This window comes from uncultured Oscillibacter sp. (assembly GCF_947654275.1).
Taxonomy (GTDB): Bacteria; Bacillota; Clostridia; order Oscillospirales; family Oscillospiraceae; genus Oscillibacter.
The window spans coordinates 40,839-65,893 of sequence record NZ_CANTJS010000005.1 but is presented as its reverse complement, the minus strand read 5'-3'; the positions used below and the strand labels follow the sequence as shown (position 1 = coordinate 65,893).

Sequence of the window (25,055 nt, the reverse complement as noted above, 5' to 3'; positions counted from 1 at the left end):
GGGGGACTGCCGACGGTCCGCCCTCCGTCAGCGGAAGCAGATGCTGCCGCTGAAGTGGTTCATGTCCGCCCGCCACCAGACCTCCGTTTTGGGCGGGAGCTCCACCGTGAACGCAAGGGGGTCCCCGGGTTCCCAGCGCTGGAGGACCCGATCGTCCTCGGTGTAGAATTCCAGCACCATCGTGCCCCGGGTGTGGGTGAGCTCCACGGAGAGCTTGCCGCCCTTTTTGGAATACCAGCGGCTCCGGTACCGGTCCGGCGTCCGCCGCCCGGAGCCGGGGACGGAGGTGCAGTTGTCATAGAGCAGCTTCTGATAATAGCCCAGCCCGGTCAGCGGGATGCCCGCCTTTTTCATCATCCAGACGCAAAACGCGCCGCCGGCCACCGTCATCCCGAATATGAGAAGCGTCATCAGCAGGAAATCTTTCCACTCCATACCGCGTCCTCACTTCGCGGCGAAGACCATGACGCTCCGGGGCCCGATGGTGAACCGGCCCTCATCCAGGACCTCCGGAGTCTGTTCCGCCGCCCAGGTGTCGGCGATCTTGTGCCAGCGCATCCGGTAGGGCAGGCGGGGCAGCTCCACGGTAAGGGGCTCCCACCACGCGTTGGAGGCGACATAAACCACCTGGGGGGCGCTGCCCCGTTCCTGACCGGCGAAGAGGACGCCGACATAGCGCTCGTGGTCCTCGAACTGGCCCCGCCAGGGCTCCACGCCGTGGAAGCTGACGTCGGGGAAGCCATAATAGCCGTCGCTGAGATTGGCCCGAAGGATGCGGTATTCCTTCCGCAGGGCGATCATGTACTGAAAAAATTGGAACATGTCCTGATGCCGCGCCAGGAGGCTCCAGTCCAGCCAGGAGGTGACATTGTCCTGACAATAGGCGTTATTGTTTCCGAATTGGGTGTTGCAGAACTCGTCTCCCGCCAGGAACATGGGGATGCCCCGGCTGCACATCAGCAGGGCGAAGGCGTTGCGGCACATCCTCAGCCGCAGGGCGTTGATCTCCGGGTCCCCGGTTTCTCCCTCCGCCCCGCAGTTCCAGCTGTGGTTGTCGCTGGAGCCGTCTGTGTTGTTCCATCCGTTCAGCAGATTGTGTTTTTCATTATAGGCATAGAGGTCATAGAGGGTGAATCCGTCGTGGCAGGTGAGGAAATTGATGGAGGCGTCTTTCCGGCTCTTCTCCTCATAGATGTCCTTGGAGCCGATGATCCGCTGGGCCGCCGCCTGGGCGCAGCCCCCGTCCCCCTTGAGGTAGCGCCGCAGGTCGTCCCGGTAGCGGCCGTTCCACTCCGCCCAGCGGTTCCAGGCGGGGAAGGTGCCCACCTGATAGAGCCCGCCGGCGTCCCAGGCCTCGGCAATCAGCTTCACATCGCCCAGAATGGGGTCGAAGGCCATGGCCTGGAGCAGGGGGGGCTTGTTCATGGGGGTGCCGTCCTCGTTGCGGCCCAGGATGGAGGCCAGGTCGAAGCGGAAGCCGTTGACCCGGTAGGTGGTGACCCAGTAGCGCAGGCAGTCCAGAATCATCTGGTGGACAATGGGGTGGTTGCAGTTCAGGGTGTTGCCGCAGCCGCTGAAATTGTAGTAGGTTCCCTCGGGAGTGAGCAGGTAATAGATATTGTTGTCAAAGCCCTTGAAGGAGAAGAAGGGGCCGTCCTCATTGCCCTCCGCCGTGTGGTTGAATACCACGTCCAGAAAAACCTCGATGCCGTTTTCGTTCAGCTCTTTGATGAGGCGTTTGAGCTCGTTGCCCTCCCGGTTGTATTCCACGCCGGCGGCATAGCTGGTGTTGGGGGCGAAGAAGCTGACGGTGCTGTATCCCCAGTAGTTATAGAGCTGCCTGCCCTCATAGACGCGGTCGTCCTGCATCTCGTCGAACTCGAAGATGGGCATGAGCTCCACGGCGTTGACGCCCAGCTCCTTCAGGTAGGGGATTTTCTCCCGGAGCCCGTCAAAGGTGCCGGGATGGACCACGCCGGAGGACTCATGCCGGGTAAAGCCCCGGACGTGGAGCTCGTAGATGACCAGGTCCTCCATGGGGATGCGGGGCCGCTCCATGTTGCCCCAGTCAAAATCATCCTTCACCACCCGGGCCTTGTAGTGCTGGCCGTGGGAGGTGGAGACGCCCCACTTGCTCTGCCCCGTCACCGCCCGGGCATAGGGGTCCAGCAGGTACTTGGAGGGGTCGAAAATCAGGCCTTTCTCCGGGTCGTTGGGCCCGTAGACCCGGTAGGCGTATTCAAATTCCTCAATGTTCAGCTTGAACACAATCATGGAATACACGTTGCCGATACGGTAGCGCTCCGGGAATCGGAGAATGGCATAGGGCTCCTCTTCCGTCCGGTGGAACAGCAGCAGTTCAATGGCCGTGGCTCCGTGGGAGTGGACAGTGAAGTTCACGCCGCCGGGGATGGCGGTGGCGCCGTTGATTTCATAGAAGCCGGGACGCACATCAAAGCCGTTGATGTGGTCCATGGGAACCAGGTGGATGGTGCGGGGCAGCGCCACGACGCCGCCGCTCTCCTCCGTCTGCATGGTGATCTCTTTTGTTTCCACTGCGGTCTCCTTCCCGCGCCTCCGGGGCAAGACGCATCATAAATTAAATGAAGTACATTTCTATTATACAGATTTCTGTCCGCTTGTCAGCCCCTTCTGCGGCTTTTTTCCAAAATTTTTCCGTTTTCCCTGTCCGGCGGAGGCCTCTTCTGCTATGATGCTTATTCTTTTTTCCAGCGTTGAAAAATTCTGCCGGGCTGAGACGTGTTTAGGGTGAAGGGAGTGAGGAACGTGGTTCCATTTGGTACCGATGAAACCATCAGCCGGGTCGTGGAGGCCTACAGCCCCATGCTGCTGCGTCTGGCCGCCGCCCGTCTCCAGTCTGCCGCCGACGCAGAGGACGCGGTGCAGGAGGCGTTTCTGCGGCTGCTCACCGCCGCGCCTGTGTTCCGGGACGCCGAACACGAAAAGGCCTGGCTGATCCGCACCACTCTTCACCGTGCCAGCGATCTCCGCCGCCAGGCGGAGCGCCGGAATGTCCCCCTGGAGGATGTTTCCGAGTCCGCCGGCGAAGAAACGGCGGACCGGGGGCGCGCTGTCCGGGAGGCCGTCCAGGCCCTGCCGGAGAAATACGCCTCTGTCATCCACCTCTATTATTACGAGGGCTATTCCATGAAGGAAATTGCCAGACTGCTGGGTCTGCCCGCCCCCACGGTGGGCACCCGCCTGGCCCGCGGCCGGGAGCGGCTGCGGCAGATGCTGAAGGAGGAATGTTTATGAGCCTGAATCGGGACGAGTACCGGTCCGCCTTTGATGAACTCTCCTTTTCCGCGGATTTTCAGGAGCGGACAGCGGAGCTGCTGCGAACACGCGCCCGTGAACTGGAAAAGGAGCGTACTGAAATGATGTTTGCGAAACCTAAGAAAATGGCGGTGCTGATTGCCGCCTGCATCGCCCTGCTGGCGGTGTCCGTGTCCGCCGCCGTGCTGCTGATGACTCCCGCCCAGGTGGCGGAGGAGCACAACCAGCCTCTGCTGGCGGAGGCCTTCCAGGGCCCCGACGCCATTCTGATTGACGAGACCGTGGAGAGCGGGGACTTCTCCATCACCCTGCTGGGTCTGGTGTCCGGGCGGAACCTGGACGTTTTGAACCCGGACCTGGAGAAGGACCACACCTATTCCGTCCTGGCCCTCCGCCGCCTGGACGGGACGGCCCTGACGAATCAGGATTTTGATTTCATCTCCTACACCATGACACCCCTGGCGGCGGGCTGCTCCCCTACGGCGGTGAACAACTGGACGCTGGGAGCCGGAGCGTCCGGCCTGGCTAAGGACGGCGTTTACTACTACCTGCTGGATACCCAGAGCATCGAGATGTTCGCGGACCGCACGGTCTATATGGCCTTCTACGAGGGCAGCGCGCCCAACAACTCCATTTTCTATGTGAACGACGACGGGACCATCCGGTTCTGCGACGACTTCACCGGCGTTCAGGCCCTGTTCACCCTGCCCCTGGACCCCGCCAAGGCGGACCCGGCGGCGGCAGAGGCCTTCCTGGCTGAGAATCCCATGGGCTGGACCAACGAGCGCAGCACCCCGGAAGAGGGTTGGGACCCGGAAGAGGATTGGGACATTGAGCGCCACGAGACGGAGAACGGCGAGGAGATCATCATCCGGGCCGCAGGCGGGGACGGCGGAGACGCATAATCCAGGACAGGGACACAGCCGGAGGCGAAAAAGTCCGGCCTTCGGAAGGACCCGGACAAGGGGATGATTTCCCGTGAGACCCCATCCGGAACCTGAAGGATGCACGGCAAGGCGTCCGGGACGGCGTCCGGCGGAAAATATCCGGGGCAAACCGCAAAACAGCCTGCCGCTTTCGCGGCAGGCTGTTTCAGCTGGGAGCTGTTTATTTGCGGTTGACCTCGTCGAAGACCTTTTCCACCGCCGCGCCGGGGGCCGGGGTGAGGAGGCTCACGATGACAATGGCGGCCAGACCCACCACGAAGGCGGGAAGCAGCTCATAGATGTTCCAGATGCCGCCCAGGGGCTTGATCTGAAATTTCCACACGAAGATCATGATGCTGCCGGCCACCAGACCCGCCATGATGCCCTGACGGTTGCTGCGCTTCCAGAACAGGGCGCAGAGAATGGCGGGGCCGAAGGTGGCGCCGAAGCCCGCCCAGGCGAAGGAGACGATCTGGAACACGTTGCTGTCCGGGTCCCGGGCCAGGAACAGGGCGATGATGGCGATGACCACCACGGTGAGCCGGGCGATGAGCATGGTCTGTTTCTCCGTCAGCTTCACGCCGAACACGTCCTGCACCAGGTTCTCGGAGAAGGCGGAGGAGGCGGCCAGAAGCTGGCTGTCGGCGGTGGACATGGTGGCGGCCAGGATGCCCGCCAGGATGCAGCCCGCCACAATGGCGGGGAAGATGCCGTAAGTGGACAGCAGATCGGAGAGCTTCACAATGATGGTTTCGGTGGCGCTGCCCTCCAGGAAGGGCGCCCGGCCCACAGAGGACACCGCATGGCCCACGATGCCGATGAACACCGCCACGCCCATGGAAATCACTACCCAGATGGCGGCGATGCGGCGGGAGAGGGTCAACTCGTCCTCGTTCCGAATGGCCATGAAGCGGACCAGGATGTGGGGCATTCCGAAGTAGCCCAGGCCCCAGGCCATCATGGAGATGATGCGGATGAAGCCGTAGGGCTCGGCGGAGCCGGTGGAAACATTATAGGTCTCGGAGAAGCTGAAAAAGCCGGGGAGGGTCTGGGCGTGGGCAATCACCGCGTCCATGCCGCCGGCCTGGACCACGCCGAAGACCACGATGATGGCCAGGGCGGTGGTCATGATGACGGACTGGATCAGGTCCATGGTGGCCACGGCGGAAAATCCGCCGATAGAAGTGTAGCTGATGATGACGATGGCGCCGACGACCACCGCCGCCATGTAGTCCCAGCCGAAGAGGCTGTTGAACAGCTTGCCGATGGCGGCCAGACCGGAGGCCACATAAGGCACGAAGAAAATCAGGATAATCAGGGCGGAGATGCACATAATCACCGGTTTTTTCTCGTCATAGCGCTTGGAAATGAAGCTGGGGATGGTGATGGCGTCCAGCTTCACGCTGTACCGGCGGAGCTTTTTGGCCACCAGCAGGAAGTTCAGATAGGTGCCCGCGGCCAGGCCGATGGCGGTCCAGCTGGCGTCGGCCACGCCGCTGAGGTAGGCAAGGCCCGGGATGCCCATGAGCAGATAGCTGCTCATGTCGCTGGCCTCGGCACTCATGGCGGTGACCAGGGGACCGATGCCCCGGCCTCCCAGATAGAAGCCCTCGGCGCTCTTCTTGGAACGGCGGCCAATCATCACCCCTGTGAAAATGACGAAACACAGATACAGGATGATGGTGGCCATGATGCAGATTTGTGCAGTAGACATGTAAGTTCTCTCTCCTTTTCGAAGTTCAATGTGTGGCATCATACCACATTTTCCGCCGGAACGCAAGATAGAACGGTGTACAGAATGAATTCTATACACCGTTCCTTGTTGTTTTCCTGTATCTCTTATGTCTCAGTCATTTTCCGCCGGACGGTTTTTAGGAATCTGTTTCGGCACTTCCTGTGCGCTTTTTCCATCTTCCGGCAGATAGCTCCGGAGGAACATGGGGGTCATCTGGTCGGTGCAGGCCACCAGGGAATACTCCCCGCCGCAGAGGCACCAGTCATACAGCAGGGCCCGCTCCCACAGGGCGTAGGCCTTGACGATTTCATTGGCGGTGAGGTCCGTCCGCAGCTGCCCCGCCCGCTGGCCCTCGACGGCAATCTTCCGCAGGAGGCGGAAATAGGTGCGGTTCCGGTCCAGCAGATGCTTTTCCCCCCGGGCCAGCAGCTGGGTGGAGAGAAGCCGGGCCAGCAGGTCCAGGGAGATGCCGCCGTCAATCATGGCGAAGAGCTCATGGTTCAGGAAAATGAGCTTGTCCATGGCAGACAGGCCGGGGTCCATGGCGGGAATCAGCTCCTCATACTTCTCGTCGAAGACGTTGGCCAGGGTGCCGAGGAGGGCGTCCTTGCCGTCAAAATAGTGGTAAAAGGAGCCTCTGGAGGTCTCGGATTCGAAGATGATGTCCTCCACCGTGGTGTCCTCGTAGCCCTGGTCGTAGAAGAGCTTCCAGGCGGCGGAGATGATGCGGTTTTTGGTGTTGCGGGCGTTTTTTCTGGGCATGGGCCGGCCTCCTTTCGCTGTGGGGGCGCGTATGGGTTCTCAGGTCCGCAGGCTCTCCGGGTAGACGCCTTCCCCGTGGAGCCGCCGCAGCTCCCCGGCCACAAGGGCGCGGTCCTCCTGGTAGGTCATGCCGAACCACCGGTCTGCCGACCGGAGCACGTTCACCTCCAGCGCCCCTGTCCGAATCAGGTGGTCCACCATCACCGGCAGCAGGCATTCCGCCGCCAGATCCTCCCGGCCTTCCCGGCGGGCCTGGAGCAGGTCCCTCAAAAAGTCCTCGAAGTACCGGCGGAGGGCCGGGAAAACAGAGGGCATGAAGCCCCAGAAGTTCATGGAGACCACCGCCTCCGGATTCAGGAGCCGGTCCGCCGTCAGGTCCCGGAGGGAGCCGTCGGCGCAGAGCCGGATTTTTTTCGTCTCGTGAATGGCCCGCAGCCGTCCGTCCTCCATGGTGCACACGCCCCGGGACACCGAGCCGTGAAGGCTGGCGGTGTTTTTCAGCAGGTAGCCTACCATCGCTGCCCGGCCCGTCTCCGGCAGGGTGTTCAGGGCCCTGTACATCGTCCGGTAGGCGTCCGCGCCATAGTAGTCGTCGGCGTTGATGACGCAGCAGGGCCCCTGGACGCAGGATTCTGCGCACAGCAGGGCGTGCACCGTGCCGAAGGGTCTGGACCGCTCCGCCGGAATGGTATAGAAATCCGGTATGGAGGAAAAATCCTGACAGGCGAAGGCCACTTCCACCGGCCGGCCGTCCAGGGCGGTTTTCCGCCGGAGATAACCGCCGCAGAGGCCCTCCACCGTCTCCGCCATCTCCGGCTTGACGATGAATACCACCTTGCCGAAGCCCGCCCGAAGGGCGTCGCAGATGGAGTATTCCATCAGGATTTCGTTGTGGGGGCCGATGCCGTCCACCTGCTTGTCCCCGCCGTAGCGGGACCCCAGTCCCGCCGCCATAATAACCAGGGAGACCTGTCTGCCGTTGCTCATGCCGTCGCTCTCCTTATTTAATCTGTCCCGGTATGCTGTGTGGGCGCTGCCCATGGGCCGGAATATTTTCCTTATGATACCGCATTTTTCACATATTTGCAACCCGGCTTTCCCATTGGGAGCGGCCTTTTACGCACTCAGTCAAAAGACCGGCCCGCCGCGGCGTTCGCCCCTCCGCCGCCTGCCGCCGGAGGGGGGAGAAAAATGAAAAAGGGATTGCTTTTCTTTGGCGTTCTGCGTATAATCAAGAGAACCAAATCGAAAAGAGGCGTTTGAAATGAACACCGAACAAAAGCTGAATATGACCATGCTCTGCGATTTCTACGAGCTGACCATGGGCAGCGGCTATTTTCATGCCGGATATCAGGACCGGATTACCTATTTTGACGTATTTTTCCGGGACGTGCCCGACAAGGGGGGCTTCGCCATCTGCGCGGGCCTGGCTCAGCTGATTGAGTATATTCAGGACCTGCATTTCAGCGAGGAGGATATCGCCTACCTCCGGGGCCGGAATCTCTTCCCCGAGGACTTTCTGGACTATCTCAGGAAGTTCCGCTTCACCGGGGATATCTGGGCCATTCCCGAGGGAACGCCGATTTTCCCCTATGAGCCGGTGATAACGGTCCGGGCCCCTGCCATTCAGGCCCAGCTGATTGAGACCTTTACCCTGCTGACCCTGAACCATCAGAGCCTGATTGCCACCAAGGCCAACCGCATCGTCCGGGCGGCCCAGGGCAGGACGGTGCTGGAATTCGGCTCCCGCCGGGCCCAGGGCACCGACGGCGCCATCTCCGGCGCACGGGCGGCCTATATCGGCGGCTGCGCCGGCACGGCCTGCACCATCTCCGACCAGCTCTTCGGCGTGCCCGCCGGGGGGACCATGGCCCATGCCTGGGTCCAGATGTTCGACACCCAGTATGAGGCCTTTGAGACCTACTGCCGTCTCTATCCCAACAACGCGACCCTCCTGGTGGATACCTATAACACGCTGAAATCCGGCATTCCCGACGCCATCCGGGCCTTTGACGCGGTGCTGAAGCCCCTGGGCATCAAAAAGTGCGGCATCCGCCTGGACTCCGGCGACATCGCCTATCTCACGCAGAAGGCCCGGAAGATGCTGGACGACGCGGGCTGGACCGAGTGCCAGATTTCCGCGTCCAACTCTCTGGATGAGTACATCATCCGGGACCTGCTGCACCAGGGGGCCCAGATCGACATGTTCGGCGTAGGCGAGCGGATGATTACCGCCAGCAGCCAGCCGGTATTCGGCGGCGTGTACAAGCTGGCGGCGGTGGAGGACGGGGACGGGACCATTGTTCCCAAAATCAAGGTCAGCGAAAACGTGGACAAGATTACGAACCCCCACTATAAAAAAGTCTATCGGATTTTCGACAGGGCGACGGGAAAGGCCGAGGCGGACTATATCACCGTCTGGGATGAGACGGTGGACGATTCCCGCCCGCTGGAGCTCTTCGACCCTAAGGCCACCTGGAAGCGGAAGACCTATACCGGCTTCAGGGCGGTGCCTCTCCAGGTCCCCATTTTCCAGGGGGGCGAGCTGGTATACCGGCAGCCCTCTCTAAAGGAAATCCAGGCCTATTGCAGGCAGCAGGTGGACACGCTGTGGGACGAGGTCAAGCGCTTCGAGAATCCCCACACCTATTATGTGGACCTCAGTCAGAGGCTCTGGGACATCAAGCAGTCCCTGCTGCGGCAGAGCGAGTGACCGCGCCTCCGTCCGGGACGGATTCCCGTAGTAAGCCGTAAAACATAGGTTCAGACGCGCCTGCTGAAAATTTGCTGTTGAAGACAGGGGCGGCATTCGCTATAATAGAAGGAGGGACGTCAGGACGGAGAGACCCCGGCTTTCCGGACCGGTCTGGGGTCATCTGTTATTCTGCGGCGGTAAGTGAGGAGGCCAAGGGGCATGTCACGGAAAACCATTCATGTTGAAGAGGGGACCGAGCGGAGAATTTCGGCGGCCACCAGCCTGTCCATGTGCGCGCTGACCGTGCTGGCCCAGATTGCCGTCACGCTGCTGCTGACCCGCTTTCTGAAAGAAATATCCTCCCTGGTCTATGCCCTGCTGGTGCTGGCCGGCGCCATATTCGCCATCCGGGTGTACCAGAGGCCGGGCAGCCCCACCTATAAGCTGGTGTGGATGTGCCTGCTGCTGGCGCTGCCGGTGTCCGGCATGATTCTCTTCTGCCTCTGGGGAGGCACCCATCAGGCCAAGCAGCTGAGCCTTCGGACCACGCCGCCCATTCCCCAGCGGGAGAGCCAGAAGATGGACAGCGAAATCAGCCTGGCCCGGCTGAAACGGCAGTCCCCGGCCTGGGGCCGCCTGGCGGCCTATCTCCAGAAGCGGGGCTTCCTGCTGTACCGCAATACCAATGCCAGGTATTTCAGCGAGGGCGCGGACTTCTTCGAGGACCTGATCGCCCACCTCCAGAGGGCTGAAATCTATATCTTTCTGGAGTATTATATTTTGGCGGAAGGCCGGCTGTGGGACCGCATCTTTGCCGTCCTGAAGGACCGGGCCGCCGCCGGTGTGGAGGTCCACGTCACCTTTGACGATTTCGGGAACCTCACCCGCTTCTCCGGGGAGAGCCTTCAGGCCCTGCGGGATGCCGGCATTGAGGTGAAGGTCTTCAACCCGGTGCACCGTTATGTGAACCGTATCTACTTCAACTACCGGGACCACCGGAAGATTGCGGTGATTGACGGGCAGTACGCCTATACGGGCGGTATTAACATCGCAGATGAATACGCCAATCTGATTGTCCGCTTCGGCCACTGGAAGGATACCGCCGTCCGCATCCAGGGGGACGGCGTGTGGGGCTTCGCAACACAGTTCATGCAGATGTGGAAGATGATGGGCGGGACCTTTCTCAACGAGGACGACTACTACCGCCCCCGCCATGAGGAGCCCGGGACTGCCGGCTACTGTCAGCCCTTTACCGATGGACCCCTGAATAACCCGGACAATCCCATTGAGGAGATTTACCTCCAGCTGATTGCCTCTGCCCAAAGCATGCTGTATCTCACCACGCCCTATTACGCCGTGGAGGAGTCCATGCAGCGGGCCCTGTGCATTGCCGCCGATGCGGGGGTGGACGTGCGCCTGTTTATCCCCGGCGTGCCGGACCACCACAAATTCACCTATATGGTGGCGGAGACCTATTGGGGGGAGCTGCTGAGCCACGGCGTGAAAATCTACAAATACACTCCCGGCTTTCTCCATGCCAAGAGCGTCATGGTGGACCGGGAGGTAGCCCTGGTCGGCAGCACCAATATGGATTACCGCACCTTTCAGCTTCACTACGAATGCGGCGTACTGCTGTATCATATGCCGGTAGTGGAGGAGCTTTTGGAGGACCTGGACGGCATCATGACCCAGAGCGCCCCCTACACGCTGGAGGACTGGGGCCGCCGGTCCTGGTTTCGGAAGATGTGCGCGTCGGTGTTCCGGCTGGGGGCTATCTGGCTGTAATGGCTCATAGAGGGGAATTTGCCCCCCCCCCCCCTTTCCCCGCGGGGGGACGCCGCATCCGTAAGGCGGCGGAGCCGCCAACGGCTGCGAAGTGGATTCCACCCCGCCAGTCTGCGGACTGGTGCGTGCCCCCAAGGAACCACAGGCCGCGGTATTTTTGTGACGCGCATGTCGTCACAAAAATGATTTGAATGTATCGTTCCGCTTCAACAGAGAAACCGGAGGCTTTGCCTCTGGACCCCTTTTGCCGTTAGGAGAAATGCCCATGTCCCGAACACTCACACCCCAGGAGACCGCCGAGCGCAGTCTGATTAAAACCTACCGCAAGAGCATCTGGAATCCCTTCATCGCCGCGGTGAAGCGCTATGAGCTGGTGGAGCCGGGGGACTGCATCGCCGTCTGCGTCTCTGGCGGGAAGGATTCCTTCGTTCTGGCCAAGCTGATGCAGGAGCTCCGGCGGCACACGGACCGGCCCTTCGAACTGGTTTTTCTGGTGATGGACCCGGGCTACAATCCGGAAAACCGGCGGCTCATCGAGGAAAATGCCCGGACCCTGGGCATCCCCATTGACATTTTCGAGAGCGATATTTTCGACGTCACCGTGCAGGTGGACAAAAATCCCTGCTATCTCTGCGCCCGGATGCGCCGGGGCTGTCTTTACGCCAGGGCGCAGGAGCGGGGCTGCAATAAGATTGCCCTGGGTCACCACTTTTCCGACGTGGTGGAGACCACACTGCTGGGCCTGTTTTACGGCGCTCAGCTCCAGGCCATGCCGCCCAAGCTCCGCAGCAAAAACTTTCCCGGCATGGAGCTGATCCGCCCGTTGTACTGCGTCCATGAGGACGCCATCCTGAACTGGCGGAATTACAACCAACTCCGCTTCCTCCAGTGCGCCTGCCGGTTCACCGAGAATCGGGACGCCTCCGGCGACGGCGTGGGGGACAGCAAGCGCCAGGAAATGAAGCTGCTGCTGCGGGAGCTGAAAAAGACCAATCCCAACATTGAAAAGAGTATTTTCCGGGCCATTCACGGTGTGCAGCTGGACACCTTTCCCGGCTTCAAGCACCGTGGCCGGACCTATACACTGACTGACGCATATAACGGCTCTGCCGGCCTGGAGCCGGGCGGAGACGAGGCATAGACGCATAGAGGAGGAATAACAAAATGGACTACTATCGCTGTGAAAATCCGGACTGTGGCTTTATCGCGGAAGATGAGCCGGACGTTTGCCCCCGCTGCGGCGGCACCTTTTTCAACGCCATGACGGAAGAGGAGCTCTCCGCCGGGGACTGGGTGGGCCTGGGCAACCAGGCCGTGGACGAAAAGCGGGAGACCGACGCCCTGGCCTGCTACCAGCGGGCGGCGGCCATGGACGACGCGCTGGGCCTGACGAATCTGGGCTGGTGTCTGGAGGCCGGCATCGGCGTGGAGGCGGACCCCCGGCAGGCGGTGCTGCTCTATGCCCAGGCGGCCTCCAAGGAGTACATGCCCGCCCTGACCAATCTGGGCTACTGCTATACATACGGCATCGGCGTGGAAGTGGACTACGCCAAGGCCCTGGAGTGCTTCCAGAAGGGTGCGGAACAGGGCTTTCCCAGGGCCCAGTTCCTTCTGGGAGAGGCCTACCGCCGGGGCAGCGGCGTGGAGCGGAGCGAGGAGGAGGCGGCCAAGTGGTATCAGTCCGCCGCCTGGCTGGGCTACCCCGGCGCGCAGACGGAGCTGGGCCGCTGCCTGGAGTTCGGCAGCGGCGTGGAGGAGGACCTGGAGCAGGCCGTGAAGTGGTACACCGCTGCCGCCGAGCAGGGCAACGCGCCGGGCATGTGCTGTCTGGGCTTTTGCTATGAGGCCGGACGGGGCGTGGAACAGAGCTGGGAGGAGGCCGTCAAGTGGTACCGCAGGGCTGCGGACAAGGGCTATCCCAGGGCCCTGTGCAACCTGGCCTGGTGCTATGAACACGAGTGCGGCGTCAAGCGGGACTATGCCGAGGCCGTCCGCCTCTACAGGGAGGCGGCAGACCAGGAATATCCCAGAGGCTATCTCTGCCTGGGCCTGTGCTATGAGCGGGGCCGGGGCGTGCCCCTGAACAAGAAGGAAGCCGTGGAATGGTACCGCAAGGCGGCGGAGGAGGGCGACGAGGACGGCGCCTGCTGCCTGGGCTTCATGTACGAGACCGGCGAGGGCGTGGAGCAGAGCTGGGAGAAGGCCGTGGAGTGGTATCAGAAGGCCGCCGAGGCCGGTCTGAGCCGGGGCCAGTGCAATCTGGCCTGGTGCTATGAGCACGGCAAGGGCGTGGAAAAGGACCCCGCCGCCTCTTTCAGCTGGTATATGAAGGCCGCGGAGCAGGGGGACCCCAGAGGCCTGTTCAGCGTAGCGAGAAACTATGACTACGGCATCGGCGTGGAGCAGAACGCCGAGGAGGCCGCCCGCTGGTACCAGAGGGCGGCGGACGCCGGTTCGGCCCCCGCCATGTGCGACCTGGGCGTGTGCTACGAACGGGGCGAGGGCGTGGAGCAGAGCTTTGAAAAGGCTGTGGAGCTCTATCAGAAGGCGGCGGAGCTGGGCAATGCGCCGGGCCAGTGCAACCTGGGCTATATGTACGAAAGCGGCCAAGGCGTGGAACAGAGCTGGGAGAAGGCGGTCAAGTGGTACAGTGCCGCCGCCCAGCAGGGCTTCCCCAGAGCCCAGTGCAATCTGGCCTGGTGCTATGAGTTCGGCAAGGGTGTGGAGGTCAACCTGACCCGGGCCCTCCACTGGTACCGCAAGGCCGCGGAACAGGACGACCCCAGGGGCCTGTTCTGCCTGGGCGTCTTCTACAAAAACGGCCGGGGCGTAGAGCGGGATTACAAGGCCGCCGCTGAGTGCTACCAGAAGGCGGCGGACGCCGGCTATCCCAGAGCCATGTGCAATCTGGGACTGTGCTATGAGTTCGGCGAGGGCGTGGAGATGGACCTGTCCAGGGCGGCGGAGCTCTACCGTCAGGCGGCGGAAGAGGGCGACGCGGTGGCCCAGTGCAACCTGGGCTATCTGTACGAGATTGGAAAGGGCGTGGAACAGAGCTGGGCGGAGGCCGTCCGGTGGTACAGCCAATCTGCCGAGGCCGGCTATCCCAGGGCCATGTGCAATTACGGCTGCTGCTTTGAAAACGGCCACGGCATGGATGCCGCCGGCGAGGACCCGGAACAGGCGGCAAAATGGTACCGGAAGGCCGCCGAGCAGGGAGACAGCACAGGCGCCTGCAATCTGGGCTACCTCTATGAAATCGGAAAGGGCGTGCCCCAGAGCTGGAAGGACGCGGTCCGGTTCTACCGCCAGGCGGCGGACCGGGACCACGCCCGGGCCCTGTATCACCTGGCCTGGTGCTATGAGCACGGCAAGGGCGTGGAGCGGGACCTGAAAAAAGCCGCCGAGCTCTACGGCAAGTCGGCGGAACAGGACTATGAGGGGGCGAAGGAGGCCCTGGACCGGCTGAACGGACAGACTCCGCCGGAGCCCGTCAAAACCATCAAAAAACCCGAAGCCGGGGAAGCCGGAAGGAAGCCCGAAGCCGGCAAACGGGACGTCTCCGGTAAGGGAGACGCCAGGAAACAGGATGCCGGCAAAAAACCGGGCTTCCTGAAGAAGTTCTTCGGTAAGCACGATTGATGAGATACCCCCTTCAAAAACCCCGTCCATCTCACATGGACGGGGATTTTTGTACCCAAAATTTTGTGCCCCAATCAAATTGCGGTACATTTTATGCACTGCGCTTGAAAATTTGGGGCCTGTCGTGGTTGGACAAAAAAATTTTATGAAAAAATCTCTTGACAAATGGGAAAAATGTGATATTGTATTAGGTGCATAAGACAATAAGACACAAGATGTGAGGAGGTGCGGATATGCGATGGGAGTTTTCCAATGACGCCCCCATCTATACGCAGCTGATCCAGCAGGTCAAGGTAGGCATCGTGGCCGGGATCTTCCCGCCGGGGGAACGATTGCCCTCGGTGCGGGAGCTGGCTACGGAGGCGGGGGTGAATCCCAATACCATGCAGAGGGCTCTGGCGGAGCTGGAGCGGGACGGTCTGGTGTACAGCCAGCGGACCGCTGGGAGATTTGTAACGGAGGATGAGATCATGATTCAAGCCGCCAAGCGGGGCCTGGCCCAGCGGCACGTCAAGAGCTTTATTGAGGCTATGCTTCGGCTTGGCTTCCGGCAGGAGGAGATTGTCGCCCTGCTGAAACAGGAGATTGAGGAGGGAACAAGGGATGTCAGTACTGGAATGTAAGGAGCTCTGCAAGCGCTATGGCCGGACCGCCGCGCTGGAGGGCCTGAGCTTCACCGTGGAGCCGGGGCGCATCGTGGGGCTGCTGGGCCCCAACGGCAGCGGCAAAACCACCCTCATCAAGCTGGCCAACGGTCTGCTGACCCCCGACGCGGGGTATATCAGCGTCTGTGACATGGCGCCGGGCCGGGAGAGCCGGAGTCTTGTGAGCTATCTGCCGGAGCGGACGGCCATTCCCCTCTGGATGTCCGCCGGCCAGCTGCTGGACTTCTACGGGGATTTCTATACCGACTTCCGCCGGGAGGCGGCGGAAGAGATGCTGGGCCATCTGAATATTCACCCCAGGCAGGTTATCAAGCAGATGTCCAAGGGCACCCGGGAAAAGGTGCAGCTGATTATGGTCATGAGCCGGGCGGCGAAGCTGTACCTGCTGGATGAGCCCATCGGCGGTGTGGACCCGGCCACCCGGGACTATATCCTGTCCACCATCATCGGCAGCTACAACCCCGAGGCGGCGGTGGTCATTTCCACCCACCTGATTGCCGATGTGGAAAAGGTGCTGGACGAGGTCATTTTCATCAATCAGGGGCGGATTATGCTTCAGTCCTCCGTGGACGGGATTCGGGAGGAGAAGGGCATGAGCGTGGACGCCCTGTTCCGGGAGGTATTCAAATGTTAGGAAAACTCATCAAGCATGAATTCCGGGCCACTGGCCGTGTCATGCTGCCCATGTATCTGGTGCTGCTGGCCACCGCCGTGGGCTCCAACCTGTCGGGCCGGTGGATGCTGGGCAGCAGCCGCAGCGCCCTGAGCGTCCTGGGGACGCTGATTGTCGTGGCCTTCGGTTTCGCCATTTTCGGCGTGCTGCTGATGTCCTTTGTACTGATGATTCAGCGGTTTTACAAGAACCTGCTCCAGGACGAGGGCTATCTGATGTTCACCCTGCCCGTCTCCGTCCATCAGCACATCTGGGCCAAGGTGATTGTGTCCGCCGTGTGGTTCATCGCCACGGTGCTGGTCATCATCGGCGCGTGTCTGCTGGTGGCCTATGAGGGGGGCTTCTGGCGGCAGTTCTTCGACTTCCTGGGCCAGCTGCTGGGGGGCCTGCAAAAGCTGAAAATCAGCGAGGCCCTCAACGGCACCGTGGTACTGGCGGAGCTGGCAGTGCTGATGTTTTTGTGTCTGGTGGCCTTTTCCCTCCAGTTCTATGCCGCCCTGGCGGCGGGGCACAGCCAGCCCAATCATAAAATGCTCTGGTCGGTGGGCTGCTTCTTCGGCTTCCAGGCGGTTCTGCAATTCGGCGGGTCCATGCTGCTGATTGGCCTCAACAAGCTGGAATTGTCCCGCTTTTTGGATTGGGACCCCACGCCCATTGCCGCCATCCATGTGGGACTCCTGATGTCCATCGGCGTCGTGGTGGTCTATGGCGCGATTTTTTACGCCGTCACCACATTTTTCTTGAAAAGACACCTGAACCTGGAGTAAACTGTCCATAACGAAAACTGGTTATGGAGGTCCCTATGCCGTTTGCAGCAAATTTTATTTCCGATATCCCCGCTGAGGTCCTCACCTTTGCCGCCGCCATGGTCCCCGTGCTGGAGCTGCGGGGGGCCATTCCCCTGGGCGCGGCTGCGGGGCTGCCCCTGGGAGAGGCGGCGGCCATTGCCGTGGCGGGGAACCTGGTCCCGGCGCCCTTCATCATCCTGCTGGGGCGGCGGGTGGCCAACTGGCTCCGGGGGACCCGTTTTTTCGGCCCGAAAATCGCCTGGCTGGAGCGGCGGGCCCATCTCAAGGGGCGGCTGGTGCGGAAATACCGCCTTTTGGGCCTGATGATTCTGGTGGGTATCCCCCTGCCGGGGACGGGGGCCTGGACCGGCGCGCTGGTGGCCTCGGTGCTGGATATCCGGATGCGGCACGCCCTGCCCGCCATTTTCGCGGGGCTGCTGATGGCTGCGGGCATCACCGCCGCCGTCACCATGGGCCTGTTCCAGCTGCTGTGAGGGCCTGAGATATACCCCTTTTGATTACATTGTTTGAATAAGGAGCTGCTATGAAAACGATGCGTATATTTTTCGGCTTGGCCCTGGCGGCTGTGCTGATGGGAAGTCTGGCGGGCTGTATGCCCGGTATGGTCATCACCGCCCCCAGTGACGAAGCGTTTCAGAGGGATTTGGCGGATTCCATAGAGGACGCCGCCGAGGATTGGGCCCAGGACTGGGAGGACGAGGCTGAGAGAGCCGCGAAGGCCTGGAGCACCCAGGACGAGAACGGCGTGGAAAAGGATCACTACTGGAAAATTATAGATGTGTCAGACGAAGAGTCCGCCATTGTGGAGGTTGGGACCGTCACGGACGGGGAGCAGGTCAAAATCCTGGACGATCTCCTCAGCGATGACGACGGCTGGGGCGTCCCGACGGATGAGGACCCCGGCCAGCCCTCCTACAGCTACATCTACTGCCAGCAGGAGACCCTGAAGGCATGGCAGAAGGAGGAGGACCGGGAATATGAGGAGCTGGTGCGCTTCACCGTCTCCGCCGATGCGGACATCGTGACCCTAGTGATTCTGGAGGATCTGCCCTCCCTGCTGGGGGTGGATGTGGGAGACTTCCTGACCTTCACCGTCGCCGTTCCGGCGGAGACGGCGGAGGCCCTCCGGGACCCCGCCCGGTTTACGGACTGAGCGAGGCGGGAAGCCCGCCGGAATCCAGTCAATGCAAAATTACAAAATTGCAAAATTACAAAAAGCCCCGCCTGCCGGAGACGGCAGGCGGGGTTTTCAGAGCTGTGTAACCGGTATTCCGGCGCAGTCCGCCGCTGTCAGCGACCCGGCGGCGTCCAGAAGGGCGGTCCGGAAGCTGCCCAGTCCTCCGGCCCTGCCCTCCGCCTGTGCGGCGCAGGCCTTCCAAAAGGCGGCGGCGGTGACGGCGGCGGTGAGGATGTCCGGCTCCACTGCCGCGAAGACGCCGCAGAGGACGGAGAGCATACAGCCCGTGCCGGTTACGCCGGTCATCAGGGGACTGCCGCCGGAGATTCTCCACAGAGCGGCTTCGTCCGAGACGAAATCCTCCGGTCCGGAGAGGAGAACGGTCGTGTTCAGCTTCCGGGCCAGACGCAGCGCCAGAGTTCCCCGCCGGTCAGGGTCCGGGGCGGCGTCCACCCCTTGGGCCCGGCTGTCCAGGTGCAGAAGGGCCCTGGCCTCGCCTGAATTGACCCGCAGCAGAGCGGGGGTGAACTGTTCCAGCAGCCGTTCCGTCCAGGCCAGCCGCCAGGGGCTGGCCCCGACCCCCACGGGGTCCAGAACCACCGGCTGGCCCAGCCTTCCGGCGGCCTGTCCCCGGAGGAGGCAGGCGCGGAATTTGTCCTCCTCCGGCGTGCCGGTGTTCAGCACGGCGGCGCGGGATATGGCGGCGACAGCCTCCATCTCCTGGGGCGCACAGGCCATGATGGGACTGGCCCCCACCGCCAGAGCCAGATTGGCGCAGTCGTTGGCGGAGACGAAATTGCTGACGCAGTGGACCAGGGGGCGGGTCCGGCGGACCGCCTCCAGCAGAGAGAAGTCAGGCGTCATGGTCAAATACCTCCGGCTTTTCAGGACTCCAGTGCGGCCTGCATGACTTTCAGGGCCCCGCTTCTCTGAAGGGCGAACACCAGCGCCCCCGCCAGAAGGGCTCCCGCCGCCGTGGAAATCAGGAAGGGGACCACATAGGCGGTAAAGGCGATGTCCCCGGCGCTTTTGCCCATAAAGGCGACGGCCACGGGGTAGGCGGCCAGTCCCCCCACAACGCCGGTGCCCAGGACCTCGGCGGCGAGCGCCGCCGGGAGGCTCCTGGTTTTCCGGAAGGCCAGGCCGCAGAGCAGCGCGCCGCACATGCTGCCGGGGAAGGCCAGCAGACTCCCCAGCCCCATGAGGTTGCGCAGCAGGCTGGCGGCAAAGGCGGCGGCCACGCTGTACCAGGGGCCCAGGAACACGGCGCACAGGATGTTGACCATGTGCTGAACCGGGGCGCACTTGCTGCCGAACACCGGGAAGGAAAACATGCTGCCCGCGACAGCCACGGCGCAGAGCACGCCGGCCAGGGCCAGTTTTTTGACGGAATTGTTTTTCATGCTGAAACTCCTTTGCGTTTTCACAGATTGCAGGGAGAAAACGAACCGCAGCGTTTTCCCCATGCCTGACCAGGCTGGGGCCTTCCGCCCAGGGAAATTCGGTCGAGGCTGACTGGCCTCCTCTCACGCCGGAACACGGCTTCCCATCGCTGCGCATAGGGCCCGGACCCAGGGCGCTCCCCCTCGGCCGGTTCCCGGCGGGCTGCCGCCGGGACGCCTGTCGTGTTTCCCCCTCCTCCGCAAAGAAATTTCAAAAAGCAAGGCGGCGCGCACCTGAGCGCACCGCCGTCAAAAGTCCCCTATCGACTCCCTACGGCGGCATGACCCGCATCAGGTAAAGGGTCGAAGCTTGCGCTTCCTCTCATCCTTCCGGCTCCCCTGCTTTTCGGGACCAGAATACCACCGTGACGAAAGTTTGTCAAGGGACTTGCAAATCCGGGGAAAAGGGAGTATGATAAGCTCACAATCAAAAAGGGGAGTCCGCTGGCGCGGGCTGAGAGGGGACCGTGAAGGTCCCGACCCGGAACCTGATTTGGATCATGCCAACGTAGGGAAATAGCGGACGTCTTACCGCAGATGAACCGGGTTGGTTTGTCTGCGGATTTTATATTTTCGGAATTTGGGAGGATTTTGCCATGGGTATCAGCCCCGAAACATTCCGGCTTTATGCCGTCACCGACCGGGCCTGGGCGGCGGATGAGGAGGATTTTTTTCACCAGATCGAGGCCGCCGTCCGGGGCGGCGCGGCCATTGTCCAGCTCCGGGAAAAGCGGCTGGAGGACGATGCTTTCCTGGCGGAGGCCCGGCGCTTCGCCGCGCTCTGCCGTGAGCTGGGGGCCGTCAGCATCATCAACGACCGGCCGGACATCGCCCTGGCGGCGGGGGCCGACGGCGTTCACGTGGGCCAGGACGACCTGGCCGCGGGCCGTGCCCGGGCGCTGCTGGGGCCGGGAAAGCTTCTGGGCGTCTCCGCCCACTCGCGGACGGAGGCCCTCCGGGCCCGGGCGGCGGGGGCGGACTATCTGGGCGTGGGGGCGGCCTTCGCCACGGGCACCAAGGCCGACGCCAGACCCATTTCCCGGGAGACCATCCGGGCCATTACGGCGGCGGTGGATATCCCTGCCGTAGCCATCGGCGGGGTGAGCCGGGAGAACATTCTGGAGCTGAGGGGGCTGGGTCTGGCGGGCGTGGCCGTGGTCTCCGGAATCTTCGGGCAGAAGCATCCGGAGGCCGCCGCCCGGGAGCTGCGGGCCCTGGTGGAACAGCTGTATAGTGAATAAAGTTGAAAACGTGCAAATTGTACGTTTTCAACCAGCGGGCCGCGGCCCGCTGGCGTGTGAAACACGCTTTATTCTCTATGAAGCCAAACAATGGCCGTAAATGCGGCCATCTGCGGCGGTGTATCGCCGCAGAGTTGAAAAGAATCAGTTGATTCTTTTCAACTTGTTTGACTATAAGCGGCGGTCTGATATTCAGCAGGAAAACCGCCTGCGGGCGTTTTTCTTGCGGTAAATCGGGGGTACCACCTTTTGCCGCGCTATAAAACTTCAATGCGAAAAGGAGAACTGAACATGAAAACAGCATTGACGGTCGCCGGGACCGACCCCAGCGGAGGCGCCGGTATCCAGGCCGACATCAAGACCATGACCGCCAACGGGGTGTTTGCCCTCACCGCCGTCACGGCCCTGGTGGCCCAGAATACCACCGGCGTCAAAAGCATCCAGGAATCCACGCCGGAATTCCTGGCCCAGCAGCTGGACTGCGTCTTCACCGACATCTTCCCCGACGCGGTGAAAACAGGCATGGTGGCCAGCGTTCCCCTCATCGAGGTCATCGCGGACAAGCTCACGCAGTATCAGGCGAGGAACATCGTGGTGGACCCGGTGATGGTGGCTACCTCCGGGGACCGGCTGATTTCGGAGGACGCCCTGGAGACCCTGAAGCGCCGCCTGTTGCCTCTGGCCGCGGTCCTCACCCCCAATGTTCCCGAGGCCGAAATCCTCTCCGGCAGGGAAATCCGGACATATGACGACATGGTCTTCGCCGGGAAGGAGATTCGGGAGCGGTTCGGCTGCGCCGTCCTCTGCAAGGGCGGGCACAATGTCCATGACGCAAACGACGTGCTGATTGACCGGGACGGCTCCGTCTGCTTCTTCACCTCGGAGCGTGTGGACAACCCCAATACCCACGGCACCGGCTGCACTCTCTCCAGCGCCATTGCATCCAATCTGGCCAAGGGCTATTCTCTGGAGGACTCGATTCAGCGGGCCAAGCAGTACATATTCGGTGCGCTCTCCGCGATGCTGGACCTGGGGAAGGGCTCCGGGCCCATGGACCACATGTGGGATCTCCGCAGCCGCTTCACCGGCGGGGAGGGCTGAGAGTGAAGAAGACCACAACGGTACAGAACGGCCTGATCTGGTTCGGGGCCGGCGTCTCCCTGGTGGAGATTCTCACCGGCTCCAGCTTCGCGCCTCTGGGGTTTGCCCGGGGCCTCGCCGCCATTGTCGCCGGCCATGTGATTGGCTGCATCCTGCTGTTTCTGACGGGGCTCATCGGCGGGCGGAGCGGCAGGAGCGCCATGGAGACGGTGAAAATGAGCTTCGGCCAGAGGGGCGGGCTGCTTTTCGCCGCCCTGAACATCCTCCAGCTGGCGGGCTGGACGGCCATCATGATTTATGACGGGGCGCTGGCCGCAGGCGGCGTCTTCCCGGCGGGGCATTGGGTCTGGTGCCTGGTAATCGGCGGGCTGATTCTGGTCTGGATTCTGGTGGGCGTCACCAATCTGGGCTGGCTCAACCGGCTTTCCATGGCGGCGCTGTTCCTGCTGACGCTGGTGCTGAGCCGGGTTGTCTTCGGCGCGGGGACGCCTGCAGGCGGGGGGCTGGGAGAGGCTATGAGCTTCGGCGCGGCGGTGGAGCTGGCGGCGGCCATGCCCCTGAGCTGGCTGCCCCTCATCAGCGACTACACCCGGGAGGCGGAAAAGCCCGTTCAGGCGTCCCTGGCCAGCGCGGTGGTCTACGGTCTGGTTTCCGTCTGGATGTATGTCATCGGCATGGGCGCGGCACTGTTTACCGGGGAGTCCAATATTGCCGCCATCATGGTCAAGGCGGGCCTGGGGGCCGCCGCACTGGTGATTCTGATTCTGTCCACTGTCACCACCACCTTCCTGGATGCGTGGTCCGCCGGCGTCTCAGCCGAGTCCCTCAGCCCCCGGCTGAAGGGCAGATGGATGGCCGCCGGAGCCGCACTGCTGGGCTGCGCCGGGGCGGTCCTGTTCCCCATGGACGACATCACCGGGTTCCTCTACCTGATTGGCTCCGTCTTCGCGCCCATGACCGCCATTCAAATCACGGACTTTTTCCTGCTGCGCCGGGACCGGTTCCAGGCGGACTTCGACAGGCGGAATCTGGTGATTTGGGCGGTGGGCTTCGGGGCCTACCGGGGATTGATGAGACTGGATTTTCCCCTGGGCTGTACCCTGGCGGATATGGTTCTGGTGGCGGCGCTGTGCGTCTTGGCCGATAAGCTGCCGGGAAAAAGGCGGCGCTGAGGGGCGTTTTTGCGGCTGGAGGCCCGGGCTGAATACAAAAAGCACGGAAGGGCGCTGTGCCCCCCTTCCGTGCTCTTGTGTTCCTGATTACTCCAGAACGATTTTATTTTCTTCCACGTGAATGTCGCAGTTCTCCTCAATCGTGATGACCTCCTCGGACAGCCTGCCGATTTGGACGTCCAAAAAGGGGAACAGCTTTTCACACCGGATACGTCCCTTGGTCTTTTTGTTCAGCGCCTGGTTGGCCGTTCTCAGCTCCGCTGTCAGCGCCTCCCGCTTTTGGGTGTACAGCTCCCTCTGCTCTACGAGCTGCTCCAGCAGAACCCGCTCCGTCTCCGAGAGGCGGGGCCCCTTCCGCCGCAGGGCGGAGACGTGGTCCCACAGCTTATCCAGCGTCGACTGCGTTTCTGCCAGCTCTCCCTTGAGCTGCTTCCAGGTCTCCGGAAGATTCGGGGGATAGCCCACCGAAAACCGGCTGCGGCCTCCGGCCAGATTGCCCACCCGCAGGCACAGTACGCTGTCCCCCGCCTGAATCAGGCTGTCCACAATCATGCCCCGGCCGTTCATGACATAGACCGTGCCGCCGCAGCGGATGGCGCTGTTGGAGATGGTCTCCGAAATCACGCTGGTCCCGGCGTCAATGTCCGCCCACTCCACCACCGGCGACTGAATCTGATGCGCTGCCCGCAGTACGGTTTTGCCGGCGGCGCCGTAGATGCCCCGCTGCACGCGGATGGTCCCCCCTGAGGAGGTGACCCGGGCCTCTCCCATCGCCCCGTTGATGACGATTTCGCCGGTGGCCTCAATCTCCACGCCTCCGTCCACGTTTCCGCCGATGTAGAGATTGCCGGAAATCCGGAGAGTCCCCTGAAACTGGTCCAGACTGCCGTCAATGATTTTCTGCTCGTGGATGCAGAACAGGTCGTTCTCAATGTAGAGGATGCCGTCCGTCCCGGCGATGAGGGCCTGCCCGCCCCGGCCCAGCTCCGTGTTCTTCCCCTGGGGCGCCCGGGCGCTGAAGACCTGCGGCGGGGAAAGGGGCTGCCCCGTGACGTCGGTGCCGTCCGACCCGGCCTTGGGGGCCCGAATCAGGCAGATGACGGCGCCCTTCCGGATGGGCTGGAGCTGGACGTCCCGGCTGAAATCCGCCTCACTTCCATTCTGCACCTCCAGGCGCATGTTCCTGCGCCGCTGGAAGAGCTCGGTCACCTTGCCGTCCTCTCCCGCCAGGGGCGGCTTGCCCCGGGCCACCGGGAAGATGTGAAGGTATCCGCGTTCAAATTCCCGGGGGATGTCCTCCTGTAAAACGCCGTAGCGGACGCCCTCATAGTGGAGGTCGCCCAGGAATTTTTCCAGGCTGATTCCCTCGCCGCCGTTCTCCGGCGGAAGCAGGCACCCATAGGCGCACATCCGGTCCTCCGACAGAAAAAAACGGGCCTCCGCATGGATGGGAGGCATCACGCCGTCCAGCGCCTTTTTGTGCCGCGCCCTGCACGCCTCTTTTAAAACCCGGATGAAGGCTTCCACCGTCTTTTCGTCTCCGGGATACCGCTCTCTGGCCTCCCCGCCGCTTTCATCCAGCTCCGAGAACATTCTTCTGTAGGGGATGGAGTGAAATGCTTTCCGTTCCTGCCCGCCTGGTTCCCTTGAAATCAGACGATCAAAAATCGACACCTTCATCCCCTCCTTCCGAAACGTCGTGTAAGCGGCGGTTTTACGCGGGCCGTGAAGGCCCGCGCTTTGCCGAATCACCTGCATTGTATCATTCCGCGGGAAAATTATCAAGCCTTATTCGCCCGATTCGCCCGGCTCCGCCTGCCGCGTGAAAGGAAGGGGAGAACCGCCGGCAGGCCTTCCGCGGGGCCCCGGCGCGCCCGGCCCCGCTGGGCCCTCATCTGCACGTTTCCCCCGTAAAGCCGCCCGGCCGAAGGAA

General features: G+C 62.3%; 22 protein-coding genes and 2 riboswitches. Of the genes, 14 read left to right on the top strand and 8 right to left on the bottom strand.

Translation table 11 applies throughout. The features are described from left to right. Positions 1-27: 27 nt before the first annotated feature. Together Q0063_RS02530 and glgX are read right to left on the bottom strand one after the other, a co-directional pair. Positions 28-435, bottom strand: coding sequence for a hypothetical protein (locus Q0063_RS02530; protein ID WP_297870403.1), 408 nt, complete (start codon positions 433-435; stop codon positions 28-30). Between the two features lie 9 nt (positions 436-444). Continuing rightward, on the bottom strand, positions 445-2,475 hold the full coding sequence (glgX, locus tag Q0063_RS02525; protein WP_367180316.1) for a glycogen debranching protein GlgX: 2,031 nt from the start codon (positions 2,473-2,475) through the stop codon (positions 445-447). A gap of 312 nt (positions 2,476-2,787) precedes the next feature. On the opposite strand from glgX, the gene Q0063_RS02520 reads away from it, so the two are divergent. Next, positions 2,788-3,276 (top strand): RNA polymerase sigma factor, encoded by a 489-nt coding sequence (locus Q0063_RS02520; RefSeq protein ID WP_297870402.1) that lies wholly within the window; start codon positions 2,788-2,790, stop codon positions 3,274-3,276. Then, positions 3,273-4,202: a hypothetical protein gene (locus Q0063_RS02515; protein ID WP_297870401.1), complete on the top strand. Its 930-nt coding sequence runs from the start codon at positions 3,273-3,275 to the stop codon at positions 4,200-4,202. Before Q0063_RS02520 ends, Q0063_RS02515 begins: the two co-directional genes overlap by 4 nt. Before the next feature lie 202 nt (positions 4,203-4,404). Here Q0063_RS02515 and Q0063_RS02510 read toward each other — a convergent pair whose 3' ends face one another. The 3 genes from Q0063_RS02510 to Q0063_RS02500 form a co-directional block, all read right to left on the bottom strand. Further along, entirely contained in the window at positions 4,405-5,937 is a 1,533-nt protein-coding gene (locus tag Q0063_RS02510; RefSeq protein WP_297870400.1) for a sodium/proline symporter, read from the bottom strand. Positions 5,938-6,069: 132 nt separating this feature from the next. Beyond that, entirely contained in the window at positions 6,070-6,720 is a 651-nt protein-coding gene (locus tag Q0063_RS02505) for a TetR/AcrR family transcriptional regulator (protein ID WP_297870399.1), read from the bottom strand. Between the two features lie 39 nt (positions 6,721-6,759). Continuing rightward, positions 6,760-7,707, bottom strand: a complete 948-nt coding sequence (locus tag Q0063_RS02500) for a hypothetical protein (RefSeq protein WP_297870398.1) — start codon at positions 7,705-7,707, stop codon at positions 6,760-6,762. Positions 7,708-7,984: 277 nt separating this feature from the next. Between Q0063_RS02500 and Q0063_RS02495 the strand changes: the two genes are divergently transcribed. From Q0063_RS02495 to Q0063_RS02455, 9 genes are all read left to right on the top strand, one after another. Further along, on the top strand, positions 7,985-9,433 hold the full coding sequence (locus Q0063_RS02495) for a nicotinate phosphoribosyltransferase (protein WP_297870397.1): 1,449 nt from the start codon (positions 7,985-7,987) through the stop codon (positions 9,431-9,433). A 201-nt stretch (positions 9,434-9,634) separates the two neighbouring features. After that, positions 9,635-11,200 (top strand): cardiolipin synthase, encoded by a 1,566-nt coding sequence (gene cls, locus Q0063_RS02490; RefSeq protein WP_297870396.1) that lies wholly within the window; start codon positions 9,635-9,637, stop codon positions 11,198-11,200. A 265-nt stretch (positions 11,201-11,465) separates the two neighbouring features. After that, positions 11,466-12,341 (top strand): ATP-binding protein, encoded by an 876-nt coding sequence (locus Q0063_RS02485; RefSeq protein WP_297870395.1) that lies wholly within the window; start codon positions 11,466-11,468, stop codon positions 12,339-12,341. A gap of 23 nt (positions 12,342-12,364) precedes the next feature. Next, on the top strand, positions 12,365-14,842 hold the full coding sequence (locus Q0063_RS02480) for an SEL1-like repeat protein (RefSeq protein WP_297870394.1): 2,478 nt from the start codon (positions 12,365-12,367) through the stop codon (positions 14,840-14,842). A gap of 233 nt (positions 14,843-15,075) precedes the next feature. Continuing rightward, positions 15,076-15,465, top strand: a complete 390-nt coding sequence (locus Q0063_RS02475) for a GntR family transcriptional regulator (protein ID WP_297870393.1) — start codon at positions 15,076-15,078, stop codon at positions 15,463-15,465. Beyond that, positions 15,446-16,141, top strand: a complete 696-nt coding sequence (locus Q0063_RS02470) for an ABC transporter ATP-binding protein (RefSeq protein WP_297870392.1) — start codon at positions 15,446-15,448, stop codon at positions 16,139-16,141. Before Q0063_RS02475 ends, Q0063_RS02470 begins: the two co-directional genes overlap by 20 nt. Next, the gene (locus Q0063_RS02465; RefSeq protein ID WP_297870391.1) at positions 16,135-16,947 is read left to right on the top strand and encodes a hypothetical protein; all 813 of its coding nucleotides are present in this window, start codon (positions 16,135-16,137) and stop codon (positions 16,945-16,947) included. The genes Q0063_RS02470 and Q0063_RS02465 overlap by 7 nt, the downstream gene beginning before the upstream one ends. 35 nt (positions 16,948-16,982) lie before the next feature. After that, a complete protein-coding gene (locus tag Q0063_RS02460) occupies positions 16,983-17,462 on the top strand; it encodes a small multi-drug export protein (RefSeq protein ID WP_297870390.1) in 480 nt (159 codons plus the stop codon). A gap of 50 nt (positions 17,463-17,512) precedes the next feature. Then, positions 17,513-18,142 (top strand): hypothetical protein, encoded by a 630-nt coding sequence (locus tag Q0063_RS02455; protein ID WP_297870389.1) that lies wholly within the window; start codon positions 17,513-17,515, stop codon positions 18,140-18,142. A gap of 96 nt (positions 18,143-18,238) precedes the next feature. Here Q0063_RS02455 and thiM read toward each other — a convergent pair whose 3' ends face one another. Both thiM and thiW read right to left on the bottom strand, forming a co-directional pair. Next, positions 18,239-19,030, bottom strand: a complete 792-nt coding sequence (gene thiM, locus Q0063_RS02450; RefSeq protein ID WP_297870388.1) for a hydroxyethylthiazole kinase — start codon at positions 19,028-19,030, stop codon at positions 18,239-18,241. Positions 19,031-19,050: 20 nt separating this feature from the next. After that, positions 19,051-19,569 (bottom strand): energy coupling factor transporter S component ThiW, encoded by a 519-nt coding sequence (gene thiW, locus Q0063_RS02445; protein ID WP_297870387.1) that lies wholly within the window; start codon positions 19,567-19,569, stop codon positions 19,051-19,053. Between the two features lie 289 nt (positions 19,570-19,858). Further along, positions 19,859-19,959: riboswitch (TPP riboswitch) on the bottom strand. Between the two features lie 72 nt (positions 19,960-20,031). Continuing rightward, positions 20,032-20,140, top strand: a riboswitch (TPP riboswitch). Between the two features lie 64 nt (positions 20,141-20,204). Between thiW and thiE the strand changes: the two genes are divergently transcribed. The 3 genes from thiE (at position 20,205) to cytX (ending at position 23,122) form a co-directional block, all read left to right on the top strand. Beyond that, positions 20,205-20,849, top strand: coding sequence for a thiamine phosphate synthase (thiE, locus tag Q0063_RS02440; RefSeq protein ID WP_297870386.1), 645 nt, complete (start codon positions 20,205-20,207; stop codon positions 20,847-20,849). Between the two features lie 291 nt (positions 20,850-21,140). Beyond that, positions 21,141-21,950: a bifunctional hydroxymethylpyrimidine kinase/phosphomethylpyrimidine kinase gene (thiD, locus tag Q0063_RS02435; protein ID WP_297870385.1), complete on the top strand. Its 810-nt coding sequence runs from the start codon at positions 21,141-21,143 to the stop codon at positions 21,948-21,950. Positions 21,951-21,952: 2 nt separating this feature from the next. Further along, on the top strand, positions 21,953-23,122 hold the full coding sequence (cytX, locus tag Q0063_RS02430) for a putative hydroxymethylpyrimidine transporter CytX (RefSeq protein ID WP_367180314.1): 1,170 nt from the start codon (positions 21,953-21,955) through the stop codon (positions 23,120-23,122). An 87-nt stretch (positions 23,123-23,209) separates the two neighbouring features. Here the strand turns inward: cytX and Q0063_RS02425 are convergent, their stop codons facing one another. Continuing rightward, positions 23,210-24,796: a FapA family protein gene (locus Q0063_RS02425; protein WP_297870384.1), complete on the bottom strand. Its 1,587-nt coding sequence runs from the start codon at positions 24,794-24,796 to the stop codon at positions 23,210-23,212. Between the last annotated feature and the right edge of the window lie 259 nt (positions 24,797-25,055).